Origin of the sequence: Diaphorobacter ruginosibacter (genome assembly GCF_040396215.1) — a bacterium.
Classification (GTDB): Bacteria; Pseudomonadota; Gammaproteobacteria; order Burkholderiales; family Burkholderiaceae_C; genus Diaphorobacter_A; species Diaphorobacter_A ruginosibacter_A.
This window is the reverse complement of sequence record NZ_JBEBOW010000063.1, coordinates 1-19,643: the sequence shown is the minus strand read 5'-3', so window position 1 is coordinate 19,643 and position 19,643 is coordinate 1. Positions and strand designations below refer to the sequence as shown.

Genomic DNA, 19,643 nt, shown 5'->3' with positions numbered 1-19,643 from the left:
GCTGGCGGGGCGTCCCGGCAGGTTCAGGGTGGCGTCGGCCTTGGGTGTGGAGGCGATCAAGGCTCCGCGTTTCCAGACCTTGAGGCGCGCGGAGCGCAGGCGGATGGCCTCTGGCGCGGATCGTGCCTGCAGCAGCACCATGTCGGCGTGGCAGCCCACTTCCAGGCCGTAGTCCTCCAGCCCCATGATCCGGGCGGGCGTGGTGGTCACTGCGTCGAAGCATTGGCGCATGGCGTTCTGGCTGGTCATCTGTGCCACATGCAGGCCCATGTGCGCCACTTCCAGCATGTCGCCGCTGCCCAGGCTGTACCACGGGTCCATGCAGCAGTCCTGGCCGAAGGCGACGGCTATGCCGGCGGCCAGCATTTCGGGCACGCGGGTCATGCCGCGGCGTTTGGGATAGGTGTCGTGGCGGCCTTGCAGCGTGATGTTGATGAGCGGGTTGGCAATGGCCGAGACGCCCGCCTCGCGCATCAGCGGCAGCAGCTTGGAGACGTAGTAGTTGTCCATGCTGTGCATGGAGGTGAGATGCGAGCCGTTCACGCGGCCATGCAGTCCCAGGCGCTGGGTTTCGAACGCCAGGCTTTCGATGTGGCGGCTCAGGGGGTCGTCGCTTTCGTCGCAATGCAGGTCCAAGCGCAGGCCGCGTTCGGCGGCGAGTTCGCACAGCCAGCGCACGCTTTCGGCGCCTTCGCCCATGGTGCGCTCGAAATGCGGGATGCCGCCGACCACGTCCACGCCCATGTCGAGTGCGCGGACCAGGTTGTTCTTGGCGCCTTTGGCGCGCAGCACGCCGTCCTGCGGGAAGGCGACGAGTTGCAGGTCGATATAGGGCTTGACGCGTTCGCGCACGTGCAGCAGCGCCTCCGTTGCGAGCAGGCGCGGGTCGCAGACGTCCACGTGGCTGCGGATGGCGAGCAGGCCGCGCGCCGCCGCCCAGTCGCAGTAGGCGAGCGCGCGCTCGACGATGGCGTCCTGCGTGAGCAGCGGCTTGAGCTCGCCCCATAGGGCGATGCCTTCGAGCAGCGTGCCGCTTTCGTTCACGCGCGGCAGGCCGTAGCTCAGCGTGGAGTCCATGTGGAAGTGCGCATCCACGAACGGCGGCGTGACCAGCATGCCCTCGGCGTCGGTTTCCTGCGCCGCCTGCGCGGCGAGCGCGGGCTGCACGGCCACGATGCGACCGGCCTGCACGCCGATGTCGATGTCTTGCCGCCCATCGGGCAATGTGCAGTGGCGCACGATCAGATCCAGCATGTCAACGCTCTCCCTTGCGATATGGTTTCATCAGTGCCTGCGGGTAGCTGGCGCGGCGCGCCATCACCACCAGCGCCAGGATCGACAGCACGTAGGGCAGCATCAGGTAGACCTGATACGGCACGAGTGCGCCGCCTGCGCCCTGCTGCAGCCGCAGCTGAAGCGCATCGAAAAAGGCAAACAGCAGCGCGCCCAGCAGCGCCTTGCCGGGACGCCATGATGCAAATACCACCAGGGCCACGCAGATCCAGCCGCGTCCGTTGATCATGTTGAAGAAGAACGCGTTGAAGGCGGACAGCGTCAGGAACGCACCCGCCAGCCCCATGATGGCGGAACCCGCCACGATCGCGCCGGTGCGCACCCAGACGACGTTGATCCCCTGGCTCTCGGCCGCCTGCGGGCTCTCGCCCACCATGCGGATGGCCAGGCCCAGCGGCGTGCGCATCAGCACCCAGTACAGCACCGGCACCAGCAGCAGCGCAACCAGCGTGAGCGGCGTCTGCGCATTCAGCACCGGCACCGGCAGCCAGTCCATGGCCGCGAAGGGCTCGATGGTGGGAGGTGTATCGACCTTGGGGAATTTCACACGATAGGCATAGTAGGACAGGGCGGTCGCCAGCATGGTGATGCCCAGGCCGCACACGTGCTGCGAGAGGGCCAGGCCCACGGTGAGGAACGCGTGCAGCAATCCAAACAATCCGCCCGCCAGCATGGCGGCCAGCACGCCGGCCCACAGGCCATGGCCGCTGTAGACGGTGAACCAGCCGGCAAAGGCGCCCGCCACCATGATGCCTTCGATGCCCAGGTTGAGCACGCCGGCGCGTTCGCACATCAGCACGCCGAGCGTGCCCAGGATGAGAGGCGTTGCCACGCGCAGCACGGCGACCCAGAACGGCAGGCTGGCCAGGGTGTCCATGAGTTCCTGCATCAGCGGGCCCTCCATTGAATGCGGTACTGCGTCATGAGTGAGGCGATCAGCACCGCGATGAGAGCCGCCGCGACGATCACGTCGGCGATGTAGGTGGGAACGCCCACGGTGCGGCTCATGCTGTCCGCGCCCACCTGGATGCCCGCCACGAGAACGGCAGAGGCCAGCACGCCCAGCGGCCTCAGGCCCGCCAGCATCGCGATCACGATGCCGGTATAGCCATAGCCCGGCGAGAGATCCAGCGTCACGTAGCTCGCGCGGCCCGCGACTTCGATCGCTCCCGCCAGCCCGGCGACCCCGCCGGAAATCAGCGCGGTCATCACCATGGTGCGCAGCGTGTTCACGCCCGCGAACTTCGCGGCCTTGGGGTTGGCGCCCGTGGCGCGGATGTCGAAGCCCGGCACCGTGCGCTCGAGCAGCAGCCACAGCGCCACGGCCAGCGCCACGGCCCAGATGAGGCCGGTGTGCAGGCGCGTGCCTTCGAGCAGGCGCGAGAGTTCAAGATCGGGCTGCAGCGCCACGGTCTGAGGCCAGCCGAGCGCCATCGGGTCCTTCATGGGGCCGTCGAGCAGCGCGGATACCGCCAGCGCGACGATGAAGTTCAGCAGCAGCGTGGTCACCACTTCGTCAACGCCCAGCCGGGCCTTGAGCAGCGCCGGTCCCAGCAGCATGAGCGCGCCGGCGAGCGCCGCGGCCAGCATCATCAGCACGAACAGCATGGGAGCGGGCCAGTCCAGCCCCGTGCCGCCGTGCATGCCGCCCACGGCGACGGCCGCCAGCGCGCCCGCGTAGAGCTGGCCTTCCGCGCCGATGTTGAAGAGCCGCGCGCGGAACGCCACGGCCACCGCCAGGCCGGTGAGGATCAGCGGAATCGCGCGCGTGAGCGTTTCGCTCCAGGCGAACCTGGAGCCGAAGCCGCCCTGGACCAGCAGCGCGAATGTCGCTCCCACGGGTTTGCCGGCCCACATCACGAGCAGCGCGGCAGCCAGCAAGGTTGCGGCCAGTGCGCACAGCGGCGCGATCACCAGCGCCGAACGTGACAGCGCCTGTCTTTTTTCCAATCTCATGCCGGAACCTCTGCCACTCCTGCCATGGCCAGCCCGATGCCCTGGCGCGTCCATGCTCCGGCATCACGCGCGGGTGTGAGACGGCCTTCGTGCATCACGGCGATGCGGTCGCCCATGAGCATCACTTCATCCAGATCGTCCGAAATCAGCAGCACCGCCGCGCCCGCGTCGCGCGCGGCCAGCAGCTTCTGCTGCACATAGTTGACCGCGCCGATGTCCAGTCCCCATGTGGGCTGGTGGGCAACGATCAGGACCGGCGCCGCTGCTCCATCCGATGCGCTGAGCGCGCGTCCGAGCACCAGCTTCTGCATGTTGCCGCCCGAGAGCGAGCGCGCGAGCGCATCCGGGCCGCCGCCGCGCACGTCGAAATCCTCGCTGGTCTTTTGCGCCTTCAGGCGCGCCGCCGCGCGCCGCACGAATCCCCAGCGCTTGAGCGCGCCGCCCGGCTGGTGCAGATACTCGGAGACCGCGTTTTCCCAGACCGGCAGATCGCCCACCACCCCCGTGCCATGCCGGTCCTCGGGGATGCGCGCCACGCCTTGCGCCACCAGTTGCGCCGGTTGCGCGGGCAGCGGCTTGCCGTGCAGCAGGGCTCGCCCCTGCATGACCGGTTCCATGCCGCTGAGAACGCCCGCGAGCGCGACCTGCCCGTTGCCGGAGACACCGGCCACGGCCACGATCTCGCCCGCCGCTATTTCCAGCGACGCGCCGCGCAGCGCGTCGCGTCCGGGCGGCGTGTGCACGCCGTCGAGCTGGCAGACCACATTGCCGCGCCGTGTGGCGGGGCGCCGCTCTCCGGCCTGCACGCTGCGGCCCACCATGGCGGACGCCAGGCCGGCCTGCGTGGCGCCGGCGCTGGGCATCTGCGCGACCAGCCTGCCGTGGCGCAGCACCGCGATGCGGTGCGACACGCGCAGCACTTCCGCCAGCTTGTGGCTGATGAAGATGATCGACAGGCCCTGCGCGACCATCTGCGCGAGCGTGTCGAACAGCGCCTCGCTTTCCTGCGGCGTGAGCACGGCGGTCGGCTCGTCGAGGATCAGAATGCGCGCGCCGCGGTACAGCGCCTTGAGGATTTCCACGCGCTGGCGCTCGCCCACGCTCAGCGCGGCCACCTTGGCGTCGGGATCGGCCGCCAGTCCGAACCGGCGGGATACCTCCACGAGCTTCTCGCGCGCCGCAGCCCGGTTCGATCGCAGCGAGCGCAGAGGCTCGCTGCCCAGCATCACGTTGTCGAGCACGCTGAGGTTGTCGGCCAATGCGAAGTGCTGGTGCACCATGCCGATGCCGGCCGCCAGCGAGGCGCGCGGATTGCCCGGCGGCAGCGCCTGCCCATGCACGCGGATGCCGCCTTCATCCGCCACGTAGTGGCCGAACAGGATCGCCATCAGCGTGGATTTACCCGCGCCGTTCTCGCCCAGAAGCGCCAGCACCTCGCCCGCGCCCAGCGTCAGCGAGATGTCGTCATTGGCCGTCAGGGAGCCGAAGCGCTTGGTGATGTGGCTGAGTTCCAGCACCGGCGCGGGGCTGCCGTTCGCGCCGGTCTTTGCTGCCTGCTGCATCAGGGCCTGGGCTGCGCGTCGTTGACCTTCACGGTGAACTTGCCCGCCAGGATCTCGGCCTGCCTGTCAGCCACCTTCTTCTTCAGGTCGGCGGGAACCTTGCCCTCGAACGTGCCCAGCGGCGCGAGCGAGGAGCCGTTGTGCTTCATCATCGAATAGGGGCCGAAATCAGCGGCCTTGAACGTGCCCGCCTTGACTTGCCTGATCGCTTCGTCCACGGTGGGCTGCATGTTCCACAGCGCGGTTGCGACCACCGTGTCCGGGTATTGCTCCTGCGTGTTGATCACGTTGCCGATGGCCAGCACCTTGCGCTCCTTGGCGGCATCGCTCACGCCGAAGCGCTCGGCGTACAGGATGTCCGCGCCCTTGTCCACCATGGCGAAAGCGGCCTCCTTGGCCTTGGGCGGGTCGAACCAGCTGTTGATGAAGGTGATGCTGAAGCTCACCTTCGGGTTCACCGCGCGCGCGCCATCCATGAACGCATTCATCAGGCGGTTCACCTCGGGGATGGGAAAGCCGCCGACCAGGCCGATCTTGTTGGACTTGGTCATGCCGCCGGCGATCATGCCCGACAGATAGCTCGGCTCCTGGATGTAGTTGTCGAACACGCTGAAATTGGGCGCGACGGGCTTGCCCGAGGAGCCGGCCACGATGGCGATCTTCGGGAAGTCCCTGGCGACCTTGCGCGCAGCGGCTTCCACGCCGAACACTTCGCCGAAGATGAGCTGCGCGCCGCCGTTGGCGTACTCGCGCATCACGCGCTCATAGTCGGGGTTGGCCACGTTCTCCGTGGCCTTGTATTCGATCTCCCCGCGCGCCTCGGCCGCCTTCAGCGCCAGATGAATCCGGCTGACCCATTGCTGCTCGAAAGGCACGGTATAGATACCGGCGACCTTGAGCTTTTCCGCCGCGAAAACAGGGCTGCCTGCCAGGCTGGCGAGGGCGGCAAGGCCTGCGGCGGCCAGTGTGGTTCGGCGGGAGAGGGACTTCATCGGGCACTTCCTTTCAGCGAATAGAAAGATGAAAAATCTGGGCAAACCCTCAATTATTCCGTGCTCTATTCCAGGCGGGCCTGGAGGCCAATGAATTCCGTTGATCCCATGACGGAAATGTATAAGGCGAAACGCTTATATATTTCTGTCCAAGGGGTAGACGGGCCGTTTCACCCGGTCGAATGCAAAGCGCGAGTAGTCCGACGTGGTCACGCCCGGGCTGTCGCATTCCACCAGTCCCGCGGAAAGAGGCACGAAGACGGGCCTGCAATACATGCGCGATTTCAAAAGCAAGTAACGTGCCTTGGCCGGATCGATGCCGACGCAATGGAACACGCCCAGGTCCCAGGGCTCGTGCGTCTGCTCGGTCACCACGATTTGCGCATCCCCGATGTCCAGCAGCGCCGTGCGGCCCATGTGGCACTCCATGCCGTTGTAGATGGGGCCTGAAACGACATACCTGCCGTCGCCGAGCCGGCGCACGGTGCCGCGCAAGGCCAGCGGCGTCTTGTGCATGCCCAGGTGCGCGAGCGAGCGCTTGTTGCCGAGCGCGATGTCGATCATGGAGCCTTCGCCGGCCGCGAACATCTGCGCGACGGCCTCGGGGTCGCACAGCGGCCCGACCGCGATGCCGTCCATGCCCAGCGAGAGCGCGGTCTGCAGCACGTCCATGGTGTCGCAGGTGCCGCCGGACATGCAGTTGTCGCCATGGTCGAGCAGCAGCACCGGCTTGCCCTGTGCCGTCCCGGCCAGCTGCATCGCGCGAGCGAGCGATGCTTGAAGCGGCTCGCTGTCGTAGACGAACTCGCTGCGGCGCCGCCAGATCATGTCGCCAGCGAACGCGTCGATCGTGGCCTGCTGCACCGCGGCGGTGCCTTGCTCGACGGTGGCGACCACGCTCATGCATGGCGCGGGGATGTTGGCCAGCGAGAACCCGCCAAACACGGTGACCGCGGCGAGCCCCAGCTTTTCCATTTCCCTGGCGCGTTCGCACGCTTGCTTCATCGGTCCGTTCAGGGTGGTGCTGCGCAGCGTGTGGCTCATGAGCGGCAGCGGCTTCCAGATGACCTCGTACCGGGCCTGGCCGCGCCACATCCGCAGCAGCAGGCGGCCCGCGTGGTCGCCGGTCTCGTACATGTCGATGTGCGGGTAGGTCTTGAAGCCCACGATCACGTCGGCGTTGCGCACCATCTTTTCGGTGATGTTGCCGTGCAGATCGAGCGCCACGCCCAGCGGAACGCCCGGCGCCGCGGCGCGAACGCGCTCCAGCAGGTCGCCTTCGCCGTCATCGCTGTTCTCGGCCACCATCGCGCCATGCAGGTCGAGCAGGATGGCATCGCAGCCGGCGGCCGCATCGACGATGCGGCGCGTGAGCTCGTCGTAGGCGGCGGCATGCACCGGGCCGCTCGGGTTCGCCATGGCCGATACGGGCGTGACCAGCTCGGCGCCTTCCGCCTCGGCAAGGTCGATGAAGGCCGCCATCGCGGTGCGCATGCCTTTGTTGGCGCGATATGCGTCGGCGCCGTAGGTGGGGGCAAAAGCCTCGATGGGCGTGGGAACCGGCGAGAAGGTGTTGGTCTCGTGGTTCAGGCGCGCAATCAGGAACTTCTTCTTCGGGGTACTCATCGCAACAAACTCCGGTGCCATCTCTCTATTCAATCTATGCCCACGCCAAGGTAGCGGTCCTTGACCGCGTCGTCCGCGAGGAACTCGCTGTTCGTCGCCTCATGCGCGATCGCTCCCTGCTCGATGATGTAGTGGCGATCCGCCAGTTGCGTGCAGACCTCCAGGTTCTGCTCCACCAGCAGGATGGAGACACCCGCGGCCTTGATGACCTTGAGCTGCGCGACGATCTCCTCGACGATCACCGGCGCGAGTCCTTCGACCGGCTCGTCGAGCATCAGCAGCCTGGGCGCGTTCATCAGCGCGCGGCCGATCGCCAGCATCTGCTGCTCGCCGCCCGAGAGCTGGCCGCCGCCATTGGTGCGGCGCTCGCGCAGGCGCGGAAAGATCTGGTAGATGTCGCCGAGCTGCCAGGGCGAATTCCTGCGGTGGCCCAGCATCAGGTTTTCTTCCACGGTGAGCAGCTTGAAGATGCCGCGATGCTCGGGCACCAGGCAGATGCCGCGCTGCGCCACCAGATGCGTGGCGAGCCGGCTGGTCACCGCTCCATCAAACCGGATCTGCCCCCGCGAGGGCAGCATGGCGCCCGCGATGCATTTGAGCGTGGTGGTCTTGCCCGCGCCATTGCGGCCGAGCAGCGTGACCAGTTCGCCGTCCCCCACATGCAGCGAAACGCCTTGCAGCACGTGGCTCTTGCCGTAGTGCGCGTGGATGTCCTCCACCTGGAGAATCGGTGCGCTCATGCCTTGCCTCCGGTGATCATGTTGCCCAGGTACGCCTTGCGCACCCGGTCGTCATTGCGGATCTCGTCGGGCAGCCCCTGCGCCAGAACGCGGCCCTGCTGCATCACGGTGATGGTGTCGGAGATGTCCATGACGATGTTCATGTTGTGCTCGATGAGGACCACGGTGTGCTCGTCCCTGAGGCCCTGGATCAGGCGCTTCATCTCGTCCAGGTCGTCGATGCCCATGCCCGAGGTCGGCTCGTCCAGGAAGATCGCCTTGGGCCTGGCGGCAAGCGCCATGCCAACCTCCAGCCGCCGCTGCTGGCCGTGCGAGAGATTGCCCGCGGGCGTGTCGGCAAAACGCTCCATGCCGATCCTGCAGAGCACGTTGGCGACGGTTTCGGCGCTGGACAGCCTGCCCGCGGGCGCGCGCCAGCAATTGAGCGCCTGCGACGGGCAAACGCCTTGCGCGGCCAGCCGCAGGTTTTCGCGCACGGGCAGCGTGAGGAACAGACTGGTGACCTGGAACGAGCGCGCCATGCCGCGGCGCACGCGAACGTGATCGGGCTCGCGCGTCACGTCATGACCGTCGAAGACGATCCTGCCGCCGCTCACCGCCTTGGTGCCCGTGAGCATGTGAAACAGCGTGGTCTTGCCCGCGCCGTTCGGGCCGATCACCGAATGCACCGTATTGGCGCGCACCTTGAGATCGACGCCGCCCAGGGCCACGAACTTGTCATAGCGCTTTTCCACGCCGACGGCTTCCAGCAGTACCGGGCTTTGTGTGCTCGCGCTGCTCATGCGTGGCCTCCTTTCGCCTTGGCGCCGTCCGCTGCGTTGCCGCTGCTCTTGTCATGGCCCCTTTGTCCGCGGGCGAGGCTCCACAGCTTCTGGAACAGGCCCCACAGGCCGCCCTGCAGCCCCAGGCTGACCACCATCAGCACCACGCCCAGAATCAGCAGCCAGCGCGGCCACAGCGTGGACAGCCAGTCGCCGAGCAGCACATAGAATGCCGCGCCGAACAACGACGCCAGCAGATTGCCGGTGCCGCCGATGACGGTCATCACCAGAATCATCTCGCTGGTGTGGTATTCGGCGTTGGACAATGGCGCGATGCCGGTCATCAGCGCATGCAGCGCGCCGGCCAGGCCCGTCACGGCGCCGGAGATCACGAACGCCTGGAGCTTGAGCAGGCGCAGGTTGTAGCCGACGGCGGCGGCGCGCTCCTCGTTGTCGCGCACGGCCAGCAAGGTGCGCCCGAAAATCGAGTCGCTCACGCGGCTCAACAGCCAGTACACGACCAGGAAGATCACCGCCACGAAGCCGTAGTACTGCCACGGCGTGGCAAGCGGCACGATGGTCTGCCCCGCCACGGCAAGGGACGTGCGCGGAATGTCCATCAGCCCGTTGTCGCCGCCCGTCAGTCCCGGCAGGCTGTAGGCCAGGAAGTAGAACATCTGCGCGAAGGCAAGCGTCAGCATCACGAAATAGGTGCCCCGCTGGCGGATCGCCACCCATCCCACGAGGGCCGCGCCCACGGCCCCCATCAGCACGGCGCCAGCCAGCGCCACCGGCATGGGAATGGGCAGGCGCGTGAGCAAAATGCCCAGCGTATAGCTGCCCAGGCCGAAGAACACGCCCTGGCCGAACGACAGCAGGCCCGTGTAGCCGAGCAGCAGATTGCAGCCCATGGCGGCAAGGCCGTAGATCAGCACCTCGCTGGCCAGCGAGCCGGACTTCATGAACAACGGCATGATGATGACGATCACCAGCGCAATCAGGAATTGGATATGTCTGGACATGGTGGAGCTTCCTGTGCCTCTCGCCTCAAACCGCACGGCCCAGCAGGCCATTGGGACGCAGCAGCAGCACGGCCGCCATCGCCACGTAGATCATCAGGCTCGCGCCCTCGGGCCAGATCGTGCTCATCAGGCTCTGCACGATGCCGATCAGCAGGCCGCCCACCAGGGCGCCGCTGAAGCTGCCCAGGCCACCCACCACCACCACGACGAAGGCCACGCCCAGCGCCTCCACGCCCATGAAGGGGCTCACTCCGCGGATCGGCGCGGCCAGCACGCCCGCCAGCGCGGCAAGGCCCACGCCCAGGCCGAACACCAGGCTGAAGATGCCGAATACGTTCATGCCCAGCAGCGAGACCATTTCCGTCGATTCACTGCCCGCTCGCACCACGCTGCCAAGCCGCGTGCCCTCGAGCACGTACCAGATGATGACGGCCAGAACGGCGGTGAAGCCGATCACGAAGAGGCGGTATTTCGGATAGACGAAGCTGCCCCACATGACCACGCCGTTGAGCAGGTCGGGCACGGCCACGCTGTCGCCCAGCGGGCCCCAGATCATGATCACCACCTCCTGGACCGCCAGCGCGAAGCCCACGGTGATCAGGATGTGGAACTCGTGCGGCTTGGCGTAGACATGGCGCAGGACGAGCTTTTCCGTCAGCCAGCCGATGGCCCCCACCGCGAACGGCACGACCAGCAGCGACAGCCAGAAGCCCAGGCCCCACTGGGTCATCTGATAGCAGAAGTAGGCGCCGAGCAGGTAGAAGGTGCCATGCGCGAAGTTCACGAAGCGCAGCAGGCCGAAGACGATGGACAGACCCACGGCCAACAGGAAGTACAGCATTCCGATGCCGATCCCGTTGATCGTCTGAAGCAGGTAAATGCTCATGGGGTTTTGCTTTGTGCACACGAAGCGCGGCGGCTTCGCTGGTTGGTCGTTGGGCGGCGCCGGTGGCGTCAGTCCTTCACGCGCCGCCGCGGCGACTGCCGTGAAGGACGCCACGGCAAGAGAGCGCGGGTCCGATCGGGTGGAATGCCCGCATGCGCCGGACGCACGCGGGCACGCCTGCGCAATCAGCCCATCTTGCAGCCGGTCTGGTCCACCGGCAGGAACGATTTACCCGAGCTCACGATGTCGGCGTAATCGTCCTTGTTCTTCATTTTCGACTTGGCCTTTCCCTTGAGCAGGTAATAGTTCTTCAGTACCTGGTGGTCGGCCTTGCGCACTTCTTCCTCCCCTGTGATTCCCTGGTATTTCATTCCTTCCATTGCGGCGATGACGGCCTTCTGGTCGACCGTTCCCGCCTTGATGATGGCGTCGATCATCAGCTTGGTGCAGATGTACGAGCCGGCGAGGCTGTAGTTCGGGTTGAACTTGAGCTTGTCATTGGTGCGCTTGACCAGATCCAGGTTCAGCGGCGCATCCACCGTGTGCCAGTATTGCGCGCCGAAATACACGCCGTCGCACAGGTCCGCGCCCAGCGATTCGAACTGCTCGAGCCCCGACGCCCAGGCGATCAGGATGGTCATGTTCTTGTTCATGCCGAAGCTCACGGCCTGGCGCAGCGTGTCCGATGACTGCTGGCCGAAATTCAGGATCAGCAACACGTCGGGCTTGGCGGCGATGGCGTTGGTGAGATAGCCGCTGAATTCCTTTTCCGTGAGCGAGTGGTAGCTGTTGCCCACGTGCTCGATGCCCTTTTCCTTGAAGATGTTCTTCGCTGCGGTGAGCAGGCCGTCGCCGAACACGTATTGCGGCGTGATGGTGTAGACGCGCTTGGCCTTGGGCAGCGACTCCAGCAGCGGGCGCACGGTCTGTTCGATCGCGCCGAATGTGGGAACGGACCAGCGGAAGGTGGCGCTGTTGCAATCCTTGCCGGTGATCTCGTCGGCGCCCGCGGTCGTGATGAAGATGCCGCCGGCCTTCTCCACTTCCTTGCCCATGGCCAGCGCCTCCGAGGACAGGATGCCGCCCGCGAAGAACTTCGCGCCTTGCTGCGAGGCGTCCTGCACCTTGCGGATCGCGGTGGCGGGCTTGCCTTCCGTGTCGAGCAGCGTATAGGCGAGCGGACGGTCCAATGCCTTGCCGTATTGCTCGATGGCGAGCTTCATGCCCAGATCGGCGAACTTGCCGTTGGCGGCGAAAGCGCCGGACATCGGCACGGGGCAGCCGAACTGGATGGCGTCCTTGGCCTGCGCCCATGCGCTGTGAGCCAGGCCGAGGGAACCCGGCAATGCGCCGAGAGCGGAAAGCTGCAGGAAATTGCGACGTTGCATGAGCGTGGTCTCCAGGTTGAAATCGAGGCCTTGCCGGCCTGCTTTGTTATCGGAGCACGATGCGTGCCAGGGTCCAACCGGCCATCGGCGCTCCTCGGTTCCTATTTATAGTGACAAATAGAACAAATATGACGCGTACAAACCCTAGAGAATGGTGATGGGTCCCGTTCGCGGTGCATACTGCACCAGGCACGTGAGCGCCCGCGCATTACCGCATGACGCATGTTTGGTGTCCGCAATACCACTTCGAAATGGCAACAAAGAAGACTTCACCGCTGGCGATCCGGCCGCTCAAGCGCTCCGATCTCGTCGCCCAGGAAATCAAGCGCATGATCACCGAGAAGAACCTCAGCCCCGGTGACCGGCTGCCGCGCGAGAGCGAGCTGCAGGCGCAGTTCGAAGTCAGCAAGGGCACGATCCGGGAGGCGCTGAAGTCGTTGGAGGTGCAGGGCCTGGTCACCATATCGACCGGCCCCTCGGGCGGCGGCACGATCGTGGAGGTGCCGCTCGATCGCACGCTGCAGTTCCTGCAGAACTATTTGTTTTTCAAAGAGGTCACCATAGACAACATCTACGCCGTGCGCATGCTGCTCGAACCCGAGCTGGCGGCCGGCGCGGTCGCGCATCTCACCGAGGAGGATTTCGAGGCGCTGGAGCACAGCATCAGCTGCTGCGACCCCGCTTCCAGCGGACATGACCTGATCATGCAGCGGCGCGAGGACGTGAACTTCCACGACATCCTGGCGGCAGCCAATCCCAACCCGTTTCTGCGTTTCACCTGCGAGCTGATCAACGAGATGATCCGCCAGCTCATCGTCTTCGGCAACCGCACGCCGCAGACCGAGCACCGGCGCTTCGGCGAGGAGAACGCCAGCTACCACCGCGAGATCGTTGCCGCCGCGCGGGCGCGCGACGCGCAGAGCGTGCATGCGCTGATGACGCGGCACATGCAGGATGCCACCCATGCGGTCAAGCGCATGAAGGGGCGCATCCAGGGGCGGCTGATTCTCGATGCCGATTCGCTGCGTAGCCCGCGGGTGTCCATGGCCGTCGAGGCTCGGGAGGCGCCTGCGAAGGCGGGGCGTGGGAAGGGGCGTCAGACTTCCTGAGTTTTCTGCTTGGCTTTGTGGGGGGCTGTGTTTTCTATTTTTGTTGTTTTGGTGACTGGTGGTGGGGGTGTGGTTAAGGAAAGCTTGTTGTGGGGTTGCTTTCCGGGGCCGGGAGTGCGCCCGGCGGCGCAGTAACTTTTTGGTCTTGCCCAAAAAGTCACCAAAAATGCGTTTTTGAATACCTGCGGCGGAACTCGCTTCGCGCTGGCGCGCTGCGCTCGGGCAACCGCCGCAAGTCAGTGAGGGGGAGGTGGGGGCGGCACTTTGCTTCGCTCGTGCGGGGTCATCTCCCGACTTCGGGAGATGATTGGGGCGCCCTTGAGCAGCTTACTTGCTGCTGGGGAAGCTGAACACCGTGCCTTCACGCACACCAGCCGACGGCCAGCGCTGTGTGATCGTCTTGCGCTTGGTGTAGAAGCGTACGGCATCGGGGCCATAGGCGTGCAGGTCTCCGAACAGCGAGCGCTTCCAGCCGCCGAACGAGTGATAGGCCACCGGCACGGGCAGGGGCACGTTCACGCCCACCATGCCGACCTGGATGTGGTCGGTGAAGTAGCGGGCGGCTTCGCCGTCGCGCGTGAAGATGCAGGTGCCGTTGCCGTACTCGTGGTCGTCGATCAGCTTCATGGCTTCCTGCAGGTTGCCGGCGCGCACCACGCCTAGCACCGGGCCGAAGATTTCTTCCTGGTAGATCTTCATGCCGGGCTTGACGTTGTCGAACAGGCTGGCGCCGAGGAAGTAGCCGTCTTCATGGCCGGGCACCTTCATGCCGCGTCCGTCCACGACCAGCGTGGCGCCTTCGGCAACGCCCGCATCCACGTAGCCCTTCACTTTCTCGAAATGCTGGCGGGTGATCAGCGGGCCCATGTCGTTGCCGTTGTCGGTGCCTGGGCCGACCTTCATGCGGGCGATCTCGACCTTCAGGCTTTCAATCACCTTGTCGGCTGTTTCGTCGCCGATGGCCACGACCAGCGGGATGGCCATGCAGCGTTCGCCGCAACTGCCATAGGCCGCGCCCATCAGCGCCTTCACCGCGTTGTCGATATCGGCATCGGGCATGACGATGGCGTGGTTTTTCGCGCCGCCGAGCGCCTGCACGCGCTTGCCGTGCTTGCAGCCTTCGGCGTAGATGTATTCGGCGATCGGGGTCGATCCGACGAAGCTCACAGCCTTCACGCGCGGGTCCTGCAGCAGCGTGTCGACCGTCACCTTGTCGCCGTTGACCACGTTGAGCACGCCCGGCGGCAGGCCGGCTTCCAGCGCGAGCTGCGCGATGAGCAGGGTGCTCGACGGGTCGCGTTCGGATGGCTTGAGCACGAAGGTGTTGCCGCAGGCGACCGCCATGGGCCACATCCACAGCGGCACCATCGCGGGAAAGTTGAACGGCGTGATGCCTGCGGTGACGCCCAGCGCCTGGAATTCGCTCCAGCTGTCGATGCCGGGGCCCACGTTGCGGCTGTGCTCGCCCTTGAGCAATTGGGGCGCGTAGCTTGCGTATTCCACGTTCTCGATGCCGCGCTGCAGTTCGCCATGCGCGTCGGCGAGCACCTTGCCGTGTTCGGCGGTGATGAGTTGCGCGATCCTGTCGGCGTTGTCTTCCAGCAGTGTCTTCAGCCGGCTCATGACGCGCGCGCGCTTGAGAGGAGGGGTGTTGCGCCAGGCGGGGTATGCCTTTTCAGCCGATGCGATGGCGTCTTCAACGGTCGCCTTGCTTGCCAGCGCCACGCTGGTGGTCGATTGGCCGGTGGCGGGGTTGAAGACCGGCTGCGTGCGCGCGGTGTCGGCGACGGTCTTGCCGTCGATGAAGTGGCCGACGGTGGAGGTGACGTTCTTGTCGTTGTTCATGGTGTCTTGGAAATCCGGGAAAAGGTGAAGCCGCCGCCGGGAGCGATGGCGGCGGCTCGGTGAAAAAAGCGGTGCGGGACCAGCCCTGTCAGGCGATGGACTGGATCGTCTCGCCCAGGGCGTTGATCAGGCGGTCGATTTCCGCGCGCTCGCTGATGAACGGCGGCGCGAGCTGGATGGTGTCGGCGCCGTAGCGCACGTAAAAGCCCAGCTCCCACATCTTCATGGCGATCTCATAGGGGCGCCTGGCGGGCTCGCCCGGCGCATGCTCGATCGACAGGCCGGCGGCCAGTCCGTAGTTGCGGATGTCGGCGATGTGCCTGGTGCCCTTGAGGCTGTGCACGGCGCTCTCGAAATAAGGGGCCAGCGCCTTGACGCGGCCGGGGCCGTCTTCCTTTTCGAGCAGGTCGAGCGCGGCCACGCCGGCGGCGCAGGCGATCGGGTGCGCCGAGTAGGTGTAGCCGTGCGCGAATTCGAGCATGTACTCGGGGCCGCCGGCGGCCATGAAGGTGTCGTAGATCTCCTTGCTGGCGACGCAGCCGCCCAGCGGCTGTGCGCCGTTGGTGACCTGCTTGGCGAAGTTCATGATGTCTGGGACCACGCCGAACGCATCGGAGCCGGTCATCGCGCCGCAGCGGCCAAAGCCGGTGATGACCTCATCGAAAATCAGCAGGATGTTGTTCTGCGTGCAGATTTCGCGGATGCGCTGCAGATAGCCCTTGGGCGGGATCACCACGCCAGCGGAACCGGCGAACGGCTCGATGATCACCGCCGCCACGTTGCTCGCATCATGCAGGGCGATGATGTCCAGCAGCCGGTCTGCCAGCGCGCGTCCGCCTTCGTCGGCCATTCCCTTCTGGAAAGTTCCGGCTGGCGGCTGCGTATGCGGCATGTGGTCGGCGGCGATGCCCTGGCCGTACATCTTGCGATTGCCGCCGATGCCGCCCACCGAGATGCCGCCGAAGTTCACGCCGTGGTAGCCCTTTTCACGGCCGATCAGCACGGTCTTGCTGCCCTGGCCCCTGGTGCGCCAGTAGGCGCGGGCCATCTTGAGCGATGTGTCGGCGGCCTCGGAGCCGGAGCCGGTGAAGAACACGTAGTCCAGGCCCTCGGGCGTCAGGTCCTTGATCTTGTTGGCCAGCGCAAACGAGGCGGGATGGCCGAACTGGAAGGCCGGCGCGTAGTCGAGCTGCTGGGCGGCTTTGCCGATGGCTTCGGCGATTTCGCGGCGGCCGTGGCCGAGGCCGGTGCACCACAGGCCGGACAGTCCGTCGAAGATCTTGCGGCCCTTGTCGTCATGCAGATAGGCGCCTTCGGCGCCCACGACCATGCGCGGGTTGGCCTTGAAATGGCGGTTTGCGGTAAACGGCATCCAATGCGCGTCGAGCCATGCGGCGTCGGTGCGGACTGCGTTGCTGGCGCTTGCGGGATTGTCGATGGTGGTGAAGCTCATGGGGCCTCCGGCGGGTTGGAACAGGACGTGGATCGGAAAGGGAAAAGAGCCGAATTGCGCGGGATTGCACAAGAGGGCGTTCGAGCATTGTTGATGGGGTAGATAATCCGGTAAATAGCGCAATATCACTGTTTACTTGAGAGTTTATGCAAGTAAAAAAATCACTCCCCGGCAAGCCGGTTTCCAGGGCCGGACAGCCCCCGCCAGCCGCGCGCAACCGCGCCGTTCTGGGCCAGCTCAGCGACATGGATCTGCGGCTGCTCCAGGTGTTCAAGGCCGTGGTGGAGTGCGGCGGCATGTCGGCGGCGGAGCTGGAGCTCAACATCGGCGCCAGCACGGTGAGCCGCCACGTGAAGGATCTGGAGATGCGGCTGGGGCTCACGCTGTGCCGCCGGGGCCGCGCGGGGTTCGCGCTCACGGCGGAGGGGCAGCGCGTCTACGAGGAGACGCTGCGCCTGCTGGCTTCGGTGCGCGGATTCCGCGACAGCATCGACGACATCCATGCACGCATGGGCGGGCAACTGGCGGTGGCGGTGTTCGACAAGACCGCCAGCAATCCGGCGGCGCGCATCGGCGACGCGATCGGCGCGTTCAACGAACTGGCGCCCGACGTGCACCTGCAACTGCACGTGGGCTCGATCAACGAGATCGAGCGCGGCGTGATGGATGGCACCTTCCAGGTCGGCATCATTCCCACGCACCGCAGTTCGCACAGCCTGGTCTATCACCGGCTCTTCGGCGAGACCATGCAGCTTTACTGCGGCGCGCGCCATCCGCTGTTCGGCGCGGACCACGCGGCGCTGGACTGGGATGCGGTGCGCGGCTATCCATTTGCCGGCCTGGGATACCACTCGCCCAACATGGAGCTGACCCATCAGGCGCGGCTCTCTCGCGCGGCCACGGGGTTTGACCAGGAGTCGATCGCCACGCTGATTCTCTCGGGCCGCTACCTGGGATTCCTGCCGGACCATTACGCCCAGCACTTTGAATTCCAGGGCCTGATGCAGGCGATCCAGCCGCAGCTGCTCAATTACTACTGCGATTTCGTGAGCCTGGCGCGCAAGTCGCCGCAGCCCAGCCGCGCGGCGGCGGCGTTCACCGGATGCCTGGTGCAGGCACATGCCTGAGCGTGCCGGCGGTGCAAAGCCGCTGGCCCGAACAGGGGAAACCATGGGTGATACCATGGCGGCGCTCTTGCAGGTCCTGCAGTGTCGAGATATCCATGCTTGCCATCCCCGCCGGATGAGGATGGCCGGCAGCAACCCGTCGCAGCAGCGTTCGCAAGGGCCAGCCATTTCCTCCACCCTTTGCGAAAGCCAACGATGTCCATGCAGCGCCGCCACTTCCTCGCCTTGTCCACATTGGCCGCCTCGGCCGGTTCGTTTCAGCATGTGCTGGCCGCCCCCGCGCTTTCCGAAGAGGAGCTCAAGGGCTGGCGCCAGTATGAAATCACATCCCGCGTGCAGGTGTCCGAGAAGACGCCGCATGCCCGCGTGTGGATCCCGGTGCCGATCCTCCATCTGGAGAACTACCAGCACACGCTGGACCTGAGCTTCAACGCGCCGGGCGCGAGGAAGGCGGAACTGCTCGCGCTGCCCGGCAGCGATGTGCGCATGATCGCCGTGGAATGGGCCGACGCCAACGCGCCGCAGGCCGTGGAATTCACAAGCCGTATCGCCACACGCGACATCTCCGCCGACCTCGGCCATGGCGGTTCTGCCCGCAAGTTGCCGGCATCGGCGCTGCGCCAATACCTGAAGCCCACGTCGCTGGCGCCGCTGCACGGCATCGTCAAGGACACGGCGGACAAGATCCAGGCCGACGCCGGCCACCCCAAGGACAACATCGGCAAGGCCCGCGCGATCTACGAATGGATCGTGGCCAACGCCAGGCGCAATCCGGACGTGGCGGGCTGCGGCACCGGCGACGTGAGCTACACGCTCACCTCGGGCAACCTGTCGGGCAAATGCGCCGACCTGAATGGCCTGTTCTCTGCGCTGGCCCGGGCGGTGGGCGTGCCGGCGCGCGACGTGTATGGCGTGCGCGTCGAAGACTCTTCGCGCGGCTTCAGGAGCCTGGGCAAGAGCGGCGACATCACCAAGGCGCAGCACTGCCGCGCGCAGTTCTACGCCGATGGCTACGGCTGGATTCCCGTCGATCCGGCAGACGTCGCCAAGGTCATGCTCGAAGAGCAGCCCGGAGGTCTTCCCAAGGATGCGCCCAAGGTGCGGGCCGCCAAGGCACTGCTGTTCGGCGCATGGGAAGGCAACTGGATGGCCTACAACACGGCATCCGACGTGCGCCTGCCGGGCTCGGACCGCGTGGAGGGTTTTCTGATGTACCCGCAAGGCGAAACCGCCAACGGGCGCCTGGACAGCCTCGATCCCGCCAACTTCACCTACAGCATCGCCTCGCGCAAGCTGGCCTGATCGCCATGACGCGCCACGCGCCCTCCACCGAACGCAGGACCTGTCTGCGCCAACTGGGCGCGCTGGCCTGCATCGCCAGCGGCCTCGCGGCCACCGCCAGCCATGCGGTGCAGCCCGAGGACGCCAGGCAAGCCAGCGGCGGCAAGCTGCAGCCCTGGAAAAAAGGCGCGACACCGGCGCTTGCCGCGCAGACCCTGGACGGCCGCAAGGTCACGCTGCAGGACTACATAGGCAAGCCGCTGATCCTGAACTACTGGGCATCCTATTGCGGCCCATGCCGGCTGGAGATGCCGGCGTTCAACATGCTGATGGATCTGTACAGCGACAAGGGCCTGCGCGTGCTCGCCGTGAACCACGGCGAAATGCCCGCGCGCATCCAGCAATTCCTCAAGGCCGTGCCGTTCAACGGCGAAGTGCTGCTCGACCGCAGCCAGACGCAGATGAAGGCCTGGAGCGCCTACGCGCTGCCCACCAGCTTCATCCTGGATGCGAAGGGCAGCGTGCGCTTCTGGCACGTGGGCGAGATCGACTGGACCGAATGGGATGCGCAGTCCAAGCTGCAGCAGGTCCTGGGGGCCTGA

At 66.0% G+C, this 19,643-nt stretch carries 17 protein-coding genes; 4 read left to right on the top strand and 13 right to left on the bottom strand.

The features are described 5' to 3' along the window. From ABWP92_RS09755 to ABWP92_RS09705, 11 genes are all read right to left on the bottom strand, one after another. Positions 1-1,254 (bottom strand): amidohydrolase family protein (locus ABWP92_RS09755; RefSeq protein ID WP_353235181.1); only part of this gene is annotated, 1,254 nt, incomplete at its 3' end. Between the two features lies 1 nt (position 1,255). Beyond that, positions 1,256-2,182 (bottom strand): ABC transporter permease, encoded by a 927-nt coding sequence (locus tag ABWP92_RS09750; protein WP_353235180.1) that lies wholly within the window; start codon positions 2,180-2,182, stop codon positions 1,256-1,258. After that, entirely contained in the window at positions 2,182-3,249 is a 1,068-nt protein-coding gene (locus tag ABWP92_RS09745; RefSeq protein WP_353235179.1) for an ABC transporter permease, read from the bottom strand. The genes ABWP92_RS09750 and ABWP92_RS09745 overlap by 1 nt, the downstream gene beginning before the upstream one ends. Further along, positions 3,246-4,811: an ABC transporter ATP-binding protein gene (locus ABWP92_RS09740; RefSeq protein ID WP_353235178.1), complete on the bottom strand. Its 1,566-nt coding sequence runs from the start codon at positions 4,809-4,811 to the stop codon at positions 3,246-3,248. The genes ABWP92_RS09745 and ABWP92_RS09740 overlap by 4 nt, the downstream gene beginning before the upstream one ends. Then, the gene (locus ABWP92_RS09735; protein ID WP_353235177.1) at positions 4,811-5,803 is read right to left on the bottom strand and encodes a BMP family protein; all 993 of its coding nucleotides are present in this window, start codon (positions 5,801-5,803) and stop codon (positions 4,811-4,813) included. Before ABWP92_RS09735 ends, ABWP92_RS09740 begins: the two co-directional genes overlap by 1 nt. A 135-nt stretch (positions 5,804-5,938) precedes the next feature. Then, a complete protein-coding gene (locus ABWP92_RS09730) occupies positions 5,939-7,429 on the bottom strand; it encodes a M81 family metallopeptidase (RefSeq protein WP_353235176.1) in 1,491 nt (496 codons plus the stop codon). A gap of 29 nt (positions 7,430-7,458) precedes the next feature. Next, on the bottom strand, positions 7,459-8,169 hold the full coding sequence (locus ABWP92_RS09725; protein ID WP_353235175.1) for an ABC transporter ATP-binding protein: 711 nt from the start codon (positions 8,167-8,169) through the stop codon (positions 7,459-7,461). After that, a complete protein-coding gene (locus ABWP92_RS09720) occupies positions 8,166-8,951 on the bottom strand; it encodes an ABC transporter ATP-binding protein (RefSeq protein ID WP_353235174.1) in 786 nt (261 codons plus the stop codon). The genes ABWP92_RS09725 and ABWP92_RS09720 overlap by 4 nt, the downstream gene beginning before the upstream one ends. Continuing rightward, positions 8,948-9,952, bottom strand: coding sequence for a branched-chain amino acid ABC transporter permease (locus ABWP92_RS09715; protein ID WP_353235173.1), 1,005 nt, complete (start codon positions 9,950-9,952; stop codon positions 8,948-8,950). Before ABWP92_RS09715 ends, ABWP92_RS09720 begins: the two co-directional genes overlap by 4 nt. 25 nt (positions 9,953-9,977) lie before the next feature. Next, complete coding sequence (locus ABWP92_RS09710) at positions 9,978-10,838, bottom strand: branched-chain amino acid ABC transporter permease (protein ID WP_353235172.1); 861 nt, start codon at positions 10,836-10,838, stop codon at positions 9,978-9,980. A 185-nt stretch (positions 10,839-11,023) separates the two neighbouring features. Beyond that, on the bottom strand, positions 11,024-12,226 hold the full coding sequence (locus tag ABWP92_RS09705; RefSeq protein ID WP_353235171.1) for an ABC transporter substrate-binding protein: 1,203 nt from the start codon (positions 12,224-12,226) through the stop codon (positions 11,024-11,026). Between the two features lie 251 nt (positions 12,227-12,477). Between ABWP92_RS09705 and ABWP92_RS09700 the strand changes: the two genes are divergently transcribed. After that, the gene (locus tag ABWP92_RS09700; RefSeq protein ID WP_353235170.1) at positions 12,478-13,335 is read left to right on the top strand and encodes a FadR/GntR family transcriptional regulator; all 858 of its coding nucleotides are present in this window, start codon (positions 12,478-12,480) and stop codon (positions 13,333-13,335) included. 327 nt (positions 13,336-13,662) lie between these two features. Here ABWP92_RS09700 and ABWP92_RS09695 read toward each other — a convergent pair whose 3' ends face one another. Together ABWP92_RS09695 and aptA are read right to left on the bottom strand one after the other, a co-directional pair. Beyond that, complete coding sequence (locus ABWP92_RS09695) at positions 13,663-15,180, bottom strand: CoA-acylating methylmalonate-semialdehyde dehydrogenase (protein ID WP_353235169.1); 1,518 nt, start codon at positions 15,178-15,180, stop codon at positions 13,663-13,665. Between the two features lie 88 nt (positions 15,181-15,268). Then, positions 15,269-16,633: an omega-aminotransferase AptA gene (gene aptA, locus ABWP92_RS09690; RefSeq protein WP_353235168.1), complete on the bottom strand. Its 1,365-nt coding sequence runs from the start codon at positions 16,631-16,633 to the stop codon at positions 15,269-15,271. 146 nt (positions 16,634-16,779) lie between these two features. Here aptA and ABWP92_RS09685 point away from each other — a divergent pair, with 146 nt between their 5' ends. The 3 genes from ABWP92_RS09685 (at position 16,780) to ABWP92_RS09675 (ending at position 19,643) form a co-directional block, all read left to right on the top strand. Further along, positions 16,780-17,760, top strand: a complete 981-nt coding sequence (locus ABWP92_RS09685; protein ID WP_502907497.1) for a LysR family transcriptional regulator — start codon at positions 16,780-16,782, stop codon at positions 17,758-17,760. Between the two features lie 201 nt (positions 17,761-17,961). Continuing rightward, on the top strand, positions 17,962-19,062 hold the full coding sequence (locus tag ABWP92_RS09680) for a transglutaminase-like domain-containing protein (protein ID WP_353235167.1): 1,101 nt from the start codon (positions 17,962-17,964) through the stop codon (positions 19,060-19,062). Between the two features lie 5 nt (positions 19,063-19,067). Further along, a complete protein-coding gene (locus ABWP92_RS09675; protein ID WP_353235166.1) occupies positions 19,068-19,643 on the top strand; it encodes a TlpA family protein disulfide reductase in 576 nt (191 codons plus the stop codon).

Coding starts and splice junctions, on each gene's coding strand:
- ABWP92_RS09750 (WP_353235180.1), bottom strand. CDS start 2,182: ATGCAGGAACTCATGGACACCCTGGCCAGCCTGCCGTTCTGGGTCGCC.
- ABWP92_RS09745 (WP_353235179.1), bottom strand. CDS start 3,249: ATGAGATTGGAAAAAAGACAGGCGCTGTCACGTTCGGCGCTGGTGATC.
- ABWP92_RS09740 (WP_353235178.1), bottom strand. CDS start 4,811: ATGCAGCAGGCAGCAAAGACCGGCGCGAACGGCAGCCCCGCGCCGGTG.
- ABWP92_RS09735 (WP_353235177.1), bottom strand. CDS start 5,803: ATGAAGTCCCTCTCCCGCCGAACCACACTGGCCGCCGCAGGCCTTGCC.
- ABWP92_RS09730 (WP_353235176.1), bottom strand. CDS start 7,429: ATGAGTACCCCGAAGAAGAAGTTCCTGATTGCGCGCCTGAACCACGAG.
- ABWP92_RS09725 (WP_353235175.1), bottom strand. CDS start 8,169: ATGAGCGCACCGATTCTCCAGGTGGAGGACATCCACGCGCACTACGGC.
- ABWP92_RS09720 (WP_353235174.1), bottom strand. CDS start 8,951: ATGAGCAGCGCGAGCACACAAAGCCCGGTACTGCTGGAAGCCGTCGGC.
- ABWP92_RS09715 (WP_353235173.1), bottom strand. CDS start 9,952: ATGTCCAGACATATCCAATTCCTGATTGCGCTGGTGATCGTCATCATC.
- ABWP92_RS09710 (WP_353235172.1), bottom strand. CDS start 10,838: ATGAGCATTTACCTGCTTCAGACGATCAACGGGATCGGCATCGGAATG.
- ABWP92_RS09705 (WP_353235171.1), bottom strand. CDS start 12,226: ATGCAACGTCGCAATTTCCTGCAGCTTTCCGCTCTCGGCGCATTGCCG.
- ABWP92_RS09700 (WP_353235170.1), top strand. CDS start 12,478: ATGGCAACAAAGAAGACTTCACCGCTGGCGATCCGGCCGCTCAAGCGC.
- ABWP92_RS09695 (WP_353235169.1), bottom strand. CDS start 15,180: ATGAACAACGACAAGAACGTCACCTCCACCGTCGGCCACTTCATCGAC.
- aptA (WP_353235168.1), bottom strand. CDS start 16,633: ATGAGCTTCACCACCATCGACAATCCCGCAAGCGCCAGCAACGCAGTC.
- ABWP92_RS09685 (WP_502907497.1), top strand. CDS start 16,780: ATGCAAGTAAAAAAATCACTCCCCGGCAAGCCGGTTTCCAGGGCCGGA.
- ABWP92_RS09680 (WP_353235167.1), top strand. CDS start 17,962: ATGCAGCGCCGCCACTTCCTCGCCTTGTCCACATTGGCCGCCTCGGCC.
- ABWP92_RS09675 (WP_353235166.1), top strand. CDS start 19,068: ATGACGCGCCACGCGCCCTCCACCGAACGCAGGACCTGTCTGCGCCAA.